The 12,494-nt window shown below is 47.5% G+C and carries 11 protein-coding genes; 3 read left to right on the plus strand and 8 right to left on the minus strand.

Translation table 11 applies throughout. From position 1 onward, the window contains the following. Positions 1 to 86 precede the first annotated feature (86 nt). From fba to tkt, 4 genes are all read right to left on the minus strand, one after another. Positions 87 to 1,154: a class II fructose-bisphosphate aldolase gene (fba, locus tag M0415_RS13220; RefSeq protein WP_011621571.1), complete on the minus strand. Its 1,068-nt coding sequence runs from the start codon at positions 1,152 to 1,154 to the stop codon at positions 87 to 89. Between the two features lie 191 nt (positions 1,155 to 1,345). Then, a complete protein-coding gene (locus tag M0415_RS13225) occupies positions 1,346 to 2,521 on the minus strand; it encodes a phosphoglycerate kinase (protein WP_086902640.1) in 1,176 nt (391 codons plus the stop codon). 133 nt (positions 2,522 to 2,654) lie between these two features. Further along, on the minus strand, positions 2,655 to 3,671 hold the full coding sequence (gene epd / locus M0415_RS13230) for an erythrose-4-phosphate dehydrogenase (protein WP_086902639.1): 1,017 nt from the start codon (positions 3,669 to 3,671) through the stop codon (positions 2,655 to 2,657). Between the two features lie 128 nt (positions 3,672 to 3,799). Next, complete coding sequence (gene tkt, locus M0415_RS13235; RefSeq protein ID WP_086902638.1) at positions 3,800 to 5,794, minus strand: transketolase; 1,995 nt, start codon at positions 5,792 to 5,794, stop codon at positions 3,800 to 3,802. A 478-nt stretch (positions 5,795 to 6,272) separates the two neighbouring features. Here tkt and metK point away from each other — a divergent pair, with 478 nt between their 5' ends. Both metK and M0415_RS13245 read left to right on the plus strand, forming a co-directional pair. Then, positions 6,273 to 7,424, plus strand: coding sequence for a methionine adenosyltransferase (gene metK, locus M0415_RS13240; protein ID WP_249556155.1), 1,152 nt, complete (start codon positions 6,273 to 6,275; stop codon positions 7,422 to 7,424). 131 nt (positions 7,425 to 7,555) lie between these two features. Continuing rightward, the gene (locus tag M0415_RS13245; protein ID WP_086902637.1) at positions 7,556 to 8,005 is read left to right on the plus strand and encodes a hypothetical protein; all 450 of its coding nucleotides are present in this window, start codon (positions 7,556 to 7,558) and stop codon (positions 8,003 to 8,005) included. Positions 8,006 to 8,011: 6 nt separating this feature from the next. On the opposite strand, the gene M0415_RS13250 is transcribed toward M0415_RS13245, so the two are convergent. The 3 genes from M0415_RS13250 to M0415_RS13260 form a co-directional block, all read right to left on the minus strand. Next, positions 8,012 to 8,353 carry a hypothetical protein gene (locus M0415_RS13250; protein WP_086902636.1) on the minus strand — a complete coding sequence of 114 codons (342 nt, stop codon included), beginning with the start codon at positions 8,351 to 8,353 and terminating at the stop codon, positions 8,012 to 8,014. Continuing rightward, on the minus strand, positions 8,346 to 10,361 hold the full coding sequence (locus M0415_RS13255; protein ID WP_249556156.1) for an EAL domain-containing protein: 2,016 nt from the start codon (positions 10,359 to 10,361) through the stop codon (positions 8,346 to 8,348). Before M0415_RS13255 ends, M0415_RS13250 begins: the two co-directional genes overlap by 8 nt. A 117-nt stretch (positions 10,362 to 10,478) precedes the next feature. Further along, on the minus strand, positions 10,479 to 11,027 hold the full coding sequence (locus M0415_RS13260) for a GNAT family N-acetyltransferase (protein ID WP_086903748.1): 549 nt from the start codon (positions 11,025 to 11,027) through the stop codon (positions 10,479 to 10,481). Between the two features lie 173 nt (positions 11,028 to 11,200). Here M0415_RS13260 and M0415_RS13265 point away from each other — a divergent pair, with 173 nt between their 5' ends. Continuing rightward, positions 11,201 to 12,214 (plus strand): GGDEF domain-containing protein, encoded by a 1,014-nt coding sequence (locus tag M0415_RS13265; protein ID WP_086903749.1) that lies wholly within the window; start codon positions 11,201 to 11,203, stop codon positions 12,212 to 12,214. Between the two features lie 13 nt (positions 12,215 to 12,227). On the opposite strand, the gene M0415_RS13270 is transcribed toward M0415_RS13265, so the two are convergent. After that, complete coding sequence (locus M0415_RS13270; RefSeq protein ID WP_086903750.1) at positions 12,228 to 12,461, minus strand: hypothetical protein; 234 nt, start codon at positions 12,459 to 12,461, stop codon at positions 12,228 to 12,230. Positions 12,462 to 12,494: the final 33 nt, after the last annotated feature.

Here is a 12,494-nt window from a genome sequence, read left to right on the forward strand (position 1 = left end):
ACATTTACGATTAAAAAATGAAAATTCAACGGTTTTTTGCATAAAAAAGCCCGCTAATTAGCGGGCTTTTAACAGTGCTTTAAGACTTACAGGTTGATCTTAGGATCTAAAGCACCTGACTGATAAGCTTTGTACATTGCTTGTAAAGACAATGGCTTAATCTTAGAAGCTTGACCCGCACAACCGAAGGCTTCGTAGCGAACAGTACAGATGTCTGCCATCGCTTCCATAGAGGCTTTCAGGAACTTACGTGGGTCGAACTCGCTTGGGTGTTCGGCCAAGTATTTACGTACCGCACCGGTAGACGCTAAGCGCAAATCGGTATCGATGTTCACTTTACGCACACCGTGTTTGATACCTTCAACGATTTCTTCTAATGGTACGCCGTAAGTTTCAGGAATCTGACCACCGTATTGGTTGATGATCTGTAACCATTCTTGTGGCACTGAAGATGAACCGTGCATTACTAAGTGAGTGTTAGGAATGCGGGCATGGATTTCTTTGATGCGGTCGATACGCAGTACATCACCCGTTGGTTTACGGCTAAACTTGTATGCACCGTGGCTAGTACCAATCGCAATCGCCAGCGCGTCAACATGGGTATCGGCAACGAAGCGTGCCGCTTCTTCTGGGCTGGTCAGCAGTTGGTCGTGGCTTAATACGCCTTCTGCGCCCACACCGTCTTCTTCACCGGCTGTACCGGTTTCTAAGCTGCCTAAACAACCGATTTCGCCCTCTACAGACACACCACAAGCGTGGGCGAATGCTACGGTTCTGCGAGTCACATCAACGTTGTACTCGTAAGAAGCTGGGGTTTTACCGTCGGCCATTAATGAACCGTCCATCATTACTGATGACATACCTAACTGGATAGAACGCTGACAGATATCAGGATCGGTACCATGGTCTTGGTGAATACAGACTGGGATATCTGGATACTGCTCAAGTGCAGCCGTCATCAGGTATTTTAAAAATTGTGGACGCGCATATTTACGTGCACCCGCAGAGGCTTGCACGATAACAGGGCTGTCTGTGGCTTCTGCGGCCTGCATGATGGCACGCATTTGCTCAAGGTTGTTTACGTTGAACGCTGGCACACCGTATCCATGCTCTGCCGCGTGATCGAGTAGTTGTCGTAGGGAAATTAACGCCATTTTTTAACTCCAATAATAGGGTGACTGTCACATCAACGTTAGGTCACCGAGGTCGCTATCGTTTGGATGGATTTTTATACTCAATCACTCAAGAAAAACTTAGTCGTCTTAAGAGAATGAGCGGTTTTTTATAATTTTTTTATCAAGTTTTAGTGCCATCGCAGCGCGATGGCGCAATACCTAACTCAATATTAGGCACCGCGTTGTTTTAGCATAGCTACAGCCGGTAACTCTTTGCCTTCTAAAAACTCAAGGAAAGCGCCGCCGCCAGTAGAGATGTAAGAGACTTTATCGGCGATATCATACTTGTCGACCGCCGCTAAGGTGTCACCACCGCCAGCGATAGAGAAGGCTTTAGAATCAGCAATTGCTTGTGCGATACGCTTAGTGCCTTCACCGAATTGGTCGAACTCGAACACGCCCACAGGGCCGTTCCATACGATAGTGCCAGCAGACTCGATGATTTTCGCTAACGCTTCGGCGCTGTCGGGGCCGATGTCGAAAATCATGTCGCTATCGCCCACTTCATTGACCGCTTTTAAGGTCGCAGCAGCTGTAGGGCTAAACTCACCCGCAACAACCACATCGGTAGGTACAGGAATGTCGCCACCGCGGCTTTGGGCGTTCGCCACTAAGCGCTTAGCTTCATCGATTAAATCAGCCTCATACAGTGACTTACCTACATTGTGACCCGCCGCAGCGATAAAGGTGTTGGCGATACCACCGCCAACCACTAGCTGGTCCACAATGCCGGATAAGCTTTCTAATACGGTCAGCTTAGTCGACACTTTAGAACCACCAACGATGGCCACTAATGGGCGCGCTGGGTTGTCTAAAGCTTTGCCTAACGCTTCTAATTCTTGGGCTAATAATGGGCCAGCACAGGAGATAGGAGCGTGTAAGCCAACACCATTGGTTGATGCTTCTGCGCGGTGAGCGGTACCGAAGGCATCCATCACATACACATCACATAAGGCTGCCATTTTCTTTGACAGGGCTTCGTCGTTTTTCTTCTCGCCTTTGTTAAAGCGAACGTTTTCAAACACAACCACTTCGCCTACTGCCACTTCAACGCCGTCTAAATAGTCGGTCGCTAAACGGACGGTGCAAGACAGGGCTTTGGCCAAGTAATCGACCACAGGTTGCATGGAGAATTCGCTGTTGTATTCACCTTCGGTTGGACGACCTAAGTGAGACATCACCATTACCGCAGCGCCTTTGGCAAGGGCTAATTCGATAGTGGGAAGAGAGGCGCGCAGACGTGCATCACTGGTGACGACGCCGTTGCTGACTGGCACATTGAGATCTTCACGAATAAGCACTCGCTTACCTTGGAGATCTAAATCTGACATATTGATAATTGCCATGGTAACGCTTCCTTTTATAATCAAAAAAACAAACTGGTTTTTGCATCAATCGGTTAGCTTAGATAGCTACTCGGCACTCGACATCCCGTCGAATTGGCCACTAGGCTTAACCCATTGGTATAAATTCTTATCTTCAGCTTTGTTTAGCTGCAATCATCGCCAAACTGGTATCCAGCATACGATTTGCAAAGCCCCACTCGTTATCGCACCACAGCAACAGCTTAACCAACTGCCCTGCACTCACCCGAGTTTGGGTGCCATCGACAATACTTGAGCGCGGATCATGGTTAAAATCACAGGATACGAGCGGCTCATCAGTATAGCCTAAGATACCGTTAAATCGTCCATTGGCGGCCAATTCTAACACTTGATTGACGGTCGCAATATCCACTGTTTTATCTAATGTTACCGAAAGATCGATAGCGGTAACGTTGATCGTGGGAACGCGCACCGAAATCGCCTCAAACTTGTCTTTCATGTGCGGCAAAATCCGCTCGATACCACGGGCAAGTTTAGTGTCGACAGGGATGATTGACTGACCCGCAGCTCGGGTGCGGCGTAAGTCATCATGATAGGCATCAATCACTTGCTGATCGTTCATCGCCGAATGGATAGTGGTAATCGCGCCACTTTTCACGCCAAAGTGTTTATCCAGCACGTCGATAACGGGCACGATACAGTTGGTCGTACAAGAGGCGTTGGAGACCACAGTATGCTCGGCGCGCAGTAAGTCTTGGTTCACACCATAAACGATAGTGCCGTCAACATCGGCAGAAGAAGGGTGACTGATTAAGACCTGTTTGGCGCCTGCGTGGATATGGGCCTCGCAACTGTTGCGATCTAAGATGGCGCCAGTCGCTTCATAGACGATGTCGATGTCCATCTCGCGCCAAGGCAGCTTGGCTGGATCCGGTTCGTGGAGAATTTTGATGACGTCATCGCCGATCAGCATCTGATCATCGACTAATTTGACTCTGGGCTGAAACCGACCGTGGGTAGTATCGTACTGGGTCAGATGAATGATGGCTTCTGGCTTAGCCAACTCGTTGATTGCGACAATTTGTATTTGCTGACGTTTTCCGGACTCATATAAAGCGCGAAGGATTGAGCGGCCAATACGACCATAACCATTGATTGCGACTCGGATCATTGAGGTCTTTATTTCCTCTTAACAATACTGCATATACAAAAACGGCCTGCAAACGATTGCAGGCCGCATTATACAGATTAACCTTTCAAAAGTTTAACCTTTTGTCGGTAATCTCATCACCTAAGCGATTAGCCTAGTGATTTTGCAGCATTCAGCACATTTTCAACAGTGAAACCGAAGTGCTTCAGCAGGACGTTGCCTGGCGCAGACTCACCAAAAGTGGTCATGCCAACAACAGTGCCTTCGAAACCAACATACTTGTACCAGAAGTCAGTATGGGCCGCTTCGATAGCGATACGCTTAGTCACCGCTTTTGGCAGTACAGACTCTTTGTAAGCGGCATCTTGCTTATCAAACTCAGTGTTTGATGGCATAGAAACCACGCGAACTTGTTTGCCTTGCTCGGTCAGCGCAGCTGCAGCTTCTACCGCTAATTGCACTTCACTACCGGTCGCAATCAGGATGTACTCAGGCGTACCTGCACAGTCTTGCAGTACGTAAGCGCCTTTCGCCACATTCGCTAATTGCTCAGCAGTACGTGCTTGAGCCTTCAGGTTTTGACGGCTGAATACTAGCGATGTTGGTGCATGACGACGTTCGATAGCCGCTTTCCAAGCCACTGCGGTTTCAGCCGCGTCACATGGGCGCCATACCGCCATGTTTGGCGTCATGCGCAGGTTAGCTAATTGCTCAACAGGTTGGTGAGTTGGACCATCTTCACCTTGACCGATAGAGTCGTGGGTGTAAACGAAGATGTTTTGAATGCCCATCAGCGCAGACATACGTACTGCGTTACGTGCGTATTCCATAAACATCATGAAAGTCGCGCCGTAGTTGATGAAACCACCGTGGAGTGACACACCGTTCATGATGCCGCTCATACCGAACTCACGCACACCGTAGTACACGTAGTTACCCGCTGGATCTTCTTGAATACCCTTAGAACCTGCCCATAAGGTCAGGTTAGAACCTGCTAAGTCAGCACTGCCGCCTAACAGTTCAGGCAGAACCGCACCGAAAGCGGCAATCGCGTTTTGTGACGCTTTACGGCTCGCAATACCTTCGCCTTTCGCTTGGCATTCTTGGATAAAGGCTTGCGCTTTAGCTTCGAAATCCGCTGGTAATTCACCTTTCAGCACACGGCGCTCGTATTCGGCAGCCAGTTCTGGGTAAGCAGCAGCGTAAGCGGCAAACTTGTCGTTCCAAGCCGCTTCACGAGCGTTACCGGCTTCTTTAGCATCCCAACCTGCGTATACGTCTGCAGGGATTTCGAATGGCGCATGTGGCCAGCCTAAGAATTCACGGGCTGCAGCGATTTCAGCATCACCTAATGGTGCGCCGTGGCAATCGTGGCTGCCAGATTTGTTTGGTGAACCAAAACCGATAATGGTTTTGCAGCAGATCATGGTCGGCTTGTCGGTCACGGCTTTTGCCGCTTCGATAGCCGCGCGAATCGCATCGCTATCGTGACCATCAACGTTAGCAATCACGTGCCAGCCGTATGATTCGAAACGTTTTGGCGTGTCATCGGTAAACCAGCCTTCAACATGACCGTCGATAGAGATGCCGTTGTCATCCCAAAATGCGATCAGTTTGCCTAGGCCTAAGGTACCAGCCAGAGAACAAGCTTCGTGGGAAATACCTTCCATCAAGCAGCCATCGCCGAGGAAGCAGTAAGTGTAGTGGTCAACAATATCGTGACCTTCACGGTTGAACTGTGCCGCTAAGGTTTTTTCTGCAATCGCCATACCCACAGCGTTGCTGATCCCCGCCCCTAATGGGCCAGTGGTGGTTTCAACACCTGGGGTGTAACCGTATTCTGGGTGACCCGGAGTTTTTGAATGTAACTGACGGAATTGCTTCAGTTCATCGATAGGCAGGTCGTAGCCAGTCAGGTGTAATAAAGAGTAGATCAGCATAGATCCGTGACCGTTAGAGAGGATAAAACGATCTCTATCTACCCATTTCGGATTGTTCGGATTGTGCTTAAGGAAATCATTCCACAGCACTTCAGCAATATCTGCCATGCCCATAGGGGCGCCAGGGTGGCCTGAGTTTGCTTTTTGAACTGCATCCATACTTAACGCACGGATTGCGTTGGCGAGTACTTTACGGGAAGACATGCTCTCTCCTGCTTAATTTGTGGGGTCTAGCGGGCAATTTGGACGCATATTTTCCCCTACATAGCGAAGCGACGCAAACGAAAATTGCATTCCACTGTCCAGTCTGGTGGATTACACCTTTGAAGGTTTAGGCGAATTCATCTTAAAACACATTAAACATATTTGTAATACGATAATTCAAATATGTTATATCCTTTATTACATTGCCCCCATAACGATAAGGCTACAACCTTGGTTTGAGCTTAACTCAGCGACAACTTACCCACCTCATCGGGAACAAAAACCACATACCGCTATCAATTCATTGAGTTAGAGCAGAAACTCCAGCGCCGCAAACTCTGCCCGATTTGGGGCTTACCTCACTTTACACACAAATATTTAGTTTAGGGGGTGGCAACCAAGGGAAATTCCACTAAAATAGCCGTCTAGATGTAGATGCTTCTACACGTTTGATTGCTAACGACGAGATTTTCCTACTATGGCAAAGCACTTGTTTACTTCTGAGTCGGTCTCAGAAGGTCATCCCGATAAGATTGCAGATCAGATTTCTGATGCTGTGCTAGATGCGATTCTGGCCCAAGATCCTAAAGCACGTGTTGCGTGCGAAACATATGTCAAAACTGGCATGGTATTAGTAGGTGGCGAAGTGACCACCTCTGCCTGGGTTGATATTGAAGAGCTGACCCGTAAAACGGTTCGTGAAATTGGTTATGTCCATTCAGATATGGGCTTCGATGCCGATTCTTGCGCAGTATTAAATGCGATTGGTAAACAGTCTCCTGACATCAACCAAGGTGTCGACCGTGCCGATCCAAAAGAACAAGGTGCCGGCGACCAAGGTTTAATGTTTGGTTATGCCAGCAACGAAACTGACATTCTGATGCCAGCGCCAATCACCTATGCCCACGCATTAGTGAAGCGTCAATCAGAAGTGCGTAAAGATGGCACTCTGTCATGGTTACGCCCAGATGCGAAAAGCCAAGTCACCTTCGCTTACGAAGACAACAAAATTGTTGGTATCGATGCGATCGTACTGTCTACCCAACACAGCCCAGACATCGCCCAAGCGGATCTGATCGAAGGCGTGATGGAAACCATCATCAAGCCAGTCCTGCCAGCACAATGGCTGAACAAGGACACGAAATACTTCATCAACCCAACTGGCCGTTTCGTTATCGGTGGTCCAATGGGTGACTGTGGTTTAACCGGTCGTAAGATCATCGTAGATACCTACGGCGGTATGGCACGTCACGGTGGTGGTGCTTTCTCTGGTAAAGACCCATCAAAAGTTGACCGTAGTGCGGCCTACGCTGCCCGTTACGTAGCGAAAAACATCGTTGCAGCAGGCTTAGCGGACCGTTGTGAGATCCAAGTGTCTTACGCTATCGGTGTGGCTGAACCTACGTCTATCAGCGTTGAGACCTTCGGTACTGGTAAAGTGTCTGAAGAAGTCTTAATCAAGTTAGTCCGTCAACACTTCGACCTGCGTCCATACGGCCTGACTGAAATGCTGAACCTGGCTCGCCCAATCTATCAAGCAACCGCCGCTTATGGTCACTTTGGCCGTAACGAGTTCCCATGGGAAGCGACGGATAAAGCTGACGCACTGCGCGCCGATGCAGGTCTGTAATCTGTATTAAGCTCACGCTTTCGCTTGTAAAAAACCGCCTTAGGGCGGTTTTTTTTATGCTTAGGATGTATTGCCTAACCCCATCATAATCAGCAAGATGGCTTTCATTGTAGGCAAACGACAGAGACTCAATGAAGCCGTTAATCGCACAACTCCAATCCTGTTCTTGGGCGACCAAGATGGGCCATAACGAGCCCATGGCCAACACCTTAGGCAACCTTGAAGAAATCACCACTTATCTTGAAAAGGATCCCGACCGTTTTTTCGAACCGCCCTACTCCGAACCCTATGAAAGCTTATGCGTTAGCGACCATCAGCAGGCCGACAGATTAAAGCCCCAAGTCTCTAGCGAAATCGTCGCTCAAATCGCGAAAACCGCCTATCTGGAAACGTGGAAAATAATGCCCGTTGCTGAGATTTGCGCACTGGTGTCTGATGATGCCGATACCTTAGCCACTTTACTGCTAGCCGATGCAACGCTCTCAGAATTTACCCAAGAACGTTTAGCTTGGTACTTACAAGGACGGCTACCTTTTGGCTATCAAGGGAATTATCCGACGGGAGAATGGTTAATCCTTTGATTCGAATTAACAGTGGTCAAAATGGGCGTTTTGCATACACAGCAGGTTTATCTGCGCGGCGGATAACAGTACACAGTCTTGCACGCCAATTATCCTTGCACCTTGAACAGCCTCAGTCGTTAAAGGGACAATGGCTGCGCTGTAGGCATTGGTTCTGCCGCAATCGAGCCAACTATCCTCAATCTGCAGCCAATAGTGGGGGCGACTATCGTCGCAATCGACTTCAAATCCACGGGCTGTACATCGCTGCAACGCGCACTCGGATAACAAGACTCGCAAATTATCCCAAGCCGACAAATTGGCATTGGCGTATGTCGTCAGCAGGGTGCTGACTAAGGTATCACTCACTATTTCTCTCCAACCAAAAGGCTTTAGCCTCGGGTCCTGGCATCGCCTTGGCGTATAACCAGCCCTGCACATAACTCACCCCCGCCGCTTTAACAAACTCGGCTTCTTCAGGGGTTTCAACCCCTTCGGCAATCAAACTAAAGCCTAAACTATTACAAAGCTTACAGATTTGCAGATACAAGGTACGCCCTTTGGGCTCACAGGTATTAGCCAGAATACTGCGGTCGAGCTTAATGCCATCCACATTGATCCGACTCAGTAAACTTAAGCTAGAAAACCCTGTCCCGAAGTCATCTAAGAAAAAACTAAACCCATGTAGTTTAAGTTGCTTCATGCTGTTATCGATACGATTTAAATCCAACATAAAGGCCGATTCTAACATCTCAATTTCGACTCGGTTGGCGACGCTGCCTAACCTTTCATTCATGGTCGCCAACAATTGGGGATCGGTAATATTGTTTGGGTCGATATTGATGCTCACTTTTGGGTAAAAGCCTTCTAATTCCCAGCGAGCGAGATCCTCTGCAACCGTATTAATCACAAAGCGGTCGATGATATGGGAATAGCCCGCACGCTGAAAAGCATCAATAAAATACGGCCCCTTTAACTTACCATGCTCATCCTTCAGGCGAATAAGCGCCTCATATCCAACAACATGATTAGTGCTTAAGGCAATTTTAGGCTGATAGTGTAGTTGAAGCTCCCCCGCCAAGACTTCTTTGATGGTCTTCTCGAGGTTTAATTCGGCCTTAAGTGATTCGGACTGCTGCTGTGAATAATGCTGCTCCGTCATACGGTCTATATCCGCTTGAAACTGCACACGTTTAATTAATTCACTATCAAACTCATAGTGCTCAGACATCAAGGAGAAACGTCGTACAATGGGCAGATAAATCAATACCCCAAGTCCGATTAATAACACTTGGAAAAACACCGCGCTCAAGTGCCCGCTGGCAATGTAAGCGTTGAGCAGTGGCGGTGTGATCCAAGGGAAACTGTGCCCCTCAAAGCTTAAGATCCCAACATGGATAGCACTGTAGGCCAAGATAAAATTAACCAGTGGCGATAGAATAAACGGCACTAATAAGCGCGGATTAAAGATAATCGGTAGGCCGTAAATCAGAATTTCATTGATGTTAAAAATCGCAAAGGGTGTGGCAATTTTCGCAATATGCCGAGTGGCACTGTCTTTAGCACCGATAAAAATGGCAATGATCAGCGATAGCGTCGCGCCACTGCCACCATAGAGAATAAACAGGTCCATAAACTGGCTCGCAGTCAGGTGCGGCACCAATTCCATTAAGCCATTATCGACACCAATTAGCAGCAGATAGGCGTTATCGCCATGCACTCCAAAACACCAGAGCACATGAGTGAGCAGGATCCGCATAAACAGTTGCACGCCTAGGCTCGCTTGTTGCAACCCTTCGATAAATGGCGCAAATAACCATTCTAAAAAGATAGAAGCTTCGGCAACGATGGCAAACAGACCGATAAAACCAATCACTATCGGGAAGAATAAATTTAAATGTTGCTTTAAGTAACGACTCAGCGCCTTCGCTTTAATCAGTTGCAGCCCCTTCCATGCACTCAAAAAACGTAATAAATAGGCAGAGATAATTGGCAAAACCGCAATCCGCGGATCAGCCAAAATGGCGCGTACATAATCGAGATTAAATACATTCCCCGTATCTTGGGCATTAATGGCGAGTAAAATACTGAGCGACAAAGAACACACCACAATCGCCGACAGTTGTAGATATTTAGCGAAGTGAAAGGACAAAGAAATCAGTGCAAGTAATGGAAAAATCTTTGAAAGTTGCACCGAAAAAAAGCTAATTCCCTGATGAAAAGCAGAGCCTTGCCAAGTCGGAATACTGATATCGAGTAAGGCAATAATCAGGGATAGAAACGAATTAATCAAAATAAAAGGCAGTAACGCGATAAAGGATTCACGTATCGAAATGAGAAAACTTCTATCAAGAAATTGGCGTAGCTCAAACTTCATAGCAGCATTTATATTGATTAGTATTCTCTAACCATAGTCGATACAGAGTATTCCTCATAACGATATGCACTAAATACTGAGTTTCCAAGCAAGAACAAGTGTCAATCTGGATGTTCACTAAGCTTGAGTGCGCGCCACCATTAAATAGTAATCTCTTGCCGAAACGGTAAAGAAATCGACCACTTGCATTGTGGCTTTTTGGGTATGAGCGGCAAAGGAACGCTCGTTTTCCTCGGCAATAAAGGTCACCGCATAGGCAAAATGAGGGGCAAGTTGCTGATAAATCCCCTTCACCAACGCTTCAAAAATCCCCTGACCTCGATAGTGTTTATCTATCCAAATGGGGCCATACTGACAAGTATTCAGCTTCGTTAACTTAGTGCCGTCCCACTCGGCCTTAGCTAAGCGATTAAGGAGCGTGCGATAAACTGGCCAAGTTTCAAAAAAGGCCCAACGCCCGGCAATCACATAACCAATAATCCGCCCTTTATCCTCGGCCACCACCACCCAATGTCGAGTGACTAATTCGGTCAGCTCGCTACGGCCAAAGGCTTGTCCCTCCAAGCCCATCGCCGAAGACGCCAGTTCATCATTGAGGAAGGTTCTTTCTAATAAAACTAAAGAATCAATATCTTGTGTCGTAGCAGGGCGTATATTTACTGTCATTATCTAAACTCAATTTGGCGAGCAATATGGCTGGCGGCGCGCCAGTATACAGGAGTCATAAATCATCCCAATAATAGATGCATAAAAACTGATGTTTTTTTAGCCCATTGATTTGCAAATTATCCTGTTGTTTCCCAAACTTAAGGCATATTTTTTGCCCTTTAGGCGCCACCATGTTGCCCGAAACCATCAACCCCAATGTCAGCCTGCTCGACAGTGACCACCAGCAAGTCAATCTTGGTCGCTGGATGCATCAATGCGAGTTGATTAAAAGCTATTACAGCGCCACCAGTGTGTTTGTGCTGCAAATGACTCAATCTGGTTTTGAAGTGATTGTCAGCTCAGTGAGTGAAACGCCACTCTTTACCTCGGGTACTTTGTTTGCGAGCGACTTCCCCCTGTTTGAACAACTTAAACATAGTCCAGCGGAAGGAGACTATCTTAATCTCGGTCGTTTTATGCTCGACGAATTGCCACGGGATTTTGATGGTATTCAACATATTCTCTCCCGCCCTATCGCTTGGCCCGACGGCAGCCAATTTGGTTCACTGTGCGTGTTAAATCCACATATGGTCGAGCCCGCGAGCAACAGCGCCATGCTCGAGCCCTTCCAAATTTTGCTGCAGCAGGAATTATCCCTGTTATGCCAAAACCATCGCATTGAATCCCTATCGATGCGCGATCAAGAGACCGGCATGCTCAACCATTACGGTTTTATGATGATGGCGCCTAGGCAACTCAATCTAGGACGACGTTTTGGCGCCCATGCGGGGATCGTCTTCTTCGAGTTAACTGAAGCAAATTCGTCGGAAAATACTTTAGAAGAGAAACACCATAGACTGCTGGGCAATTTGGTCCAAGATACTATTCGCACCGCCGATGTCGCCGCCCATTACAGTGAGACTCAATTTGTGGTGTTAGCTTTCGTCGATAGCGAACGCGATATATTGCACATTATGAAGCGGGTAGAAAAACAATTAGAACAACAAAACCCCCATCTAAAACTCGATGCCAGTTACAGCTTCTTTACCCCTGAATCGACGGCCAAGTTAGCGCCCATGATGGAAGATGCGCGCTGCAAACTGAAATCCATGCAGCCAGAGCCTGAACCAAACCAAGCAAATCAAGCGCCCAAGTTCGATGCCGAGCAGTATGATAATCCCGCCGCCGACTCGGCCGAGCTCTAGCTTTTACGCGGGATTAATCTTTAGGAAGCTCGTCCTGACGCTTCGCCCATTGGATAAACAGCACCACGGGATAGGGTGACATCAATACGAGTCCTAAACCAATGAGGCTTGAGATCAGTAACATACCGCTGATTTCTAGACTCCATTGGGTCAACATATAGATCCCAAGTCCACAAACTAACATCAAAACACCTAACCAATGTAAAAACTTCAATAAATTCATAGTGCTTTTAATGGTATCTGTCATATAAACCTCTTTTTATCTCCCGCTAAACTTGTA

Origin of the sequence: Shewanella sp. 10B (assembly GCF_023475885.1) — a bacterium.
In the GTDB taxonomy this organism is placed as follows: domain Bacteria; phylum Pseudomonadota; class Gammaproteobacteria; order Enterobacterales; family Shewanellaceae; genus Shewanella; species Shewanella mangrovisoli.

What these genes read in the sequence shown, in the direction of transcription:
- fba (WP_011621571.1), bottom strand. Translation starts at nt 1,154, where the DNA reads ATGGCGTTAATTTCCCTACGACAACTACTCGATCACGCGGCAGAGCAT.
- M0415_RS13225 (WP_086902640.1), bottom strand. Translation starts at nt 2,521, where the DNA reads ATGGCAATTATCAATATGTCAGATTTAGATCTCCAAGGTAAGCGAGTG.
- epd (WP_086902639.1), bottom strand. Translation starts at nt 3,671, where the DNA reads ATGATCCGAGTCGCAATCAATGGTTATGGTCGTATTGGCCGCTCAATC.
- tkt (WP_086902638.1), bottom strand. Translation starts at nt 5,794, where the DNA reads ATGTCTTCCCGTAAAGTACTCGCCAACGCAATCCGTGCGTTAAGTATG.
- metK (WP_249556155.1), top strand. Translation starts at nt 6,273, where the DNA reads ATGGCAAAGCACTTGTTTACTTCTGAGTCGGTCTCAGAAGGTCATCCC.
- M0415_RS13245 (WP_086902637.1), top strand. Translation starts at nt 7,556, where the DNA reads ATGAAGCCGTTAATCGCACAACTCCAATCCTGTTCTTGGGCGACCAAG.
- M0415_RS13255 (WP_249556156.1), bottom strand. Translation starts at nt 10,361, where the DNA reads ATGAAGTTTGAGCTACGCCAATTTCTTGATAGAAGTTTTCTCATTTCG.
- M0415_RS13260 (WP_086903748.1), bottom strand. Translation starts at nt 11,027, where the DNA reads ATGACAGTAAATATACGCCCTGCTACGACACAAGATATTGATTCTTTA.
- M0415_RS13265 (WP_086903749.1), top strand. Translation starts at nt 11,201, where the DNA reads ATGTTGCCCGAAACCATCAACCCCAATGTCAGCCTGCTCGACAGTGAC.
- M0415_RS13270 (WP_086903750.1), bottom strand. Translation starts at nt 12,461, where the DNA reads ATGACAGATACCATTAAAAGCACTATGAATTTATTGAAGTTTTTACAT.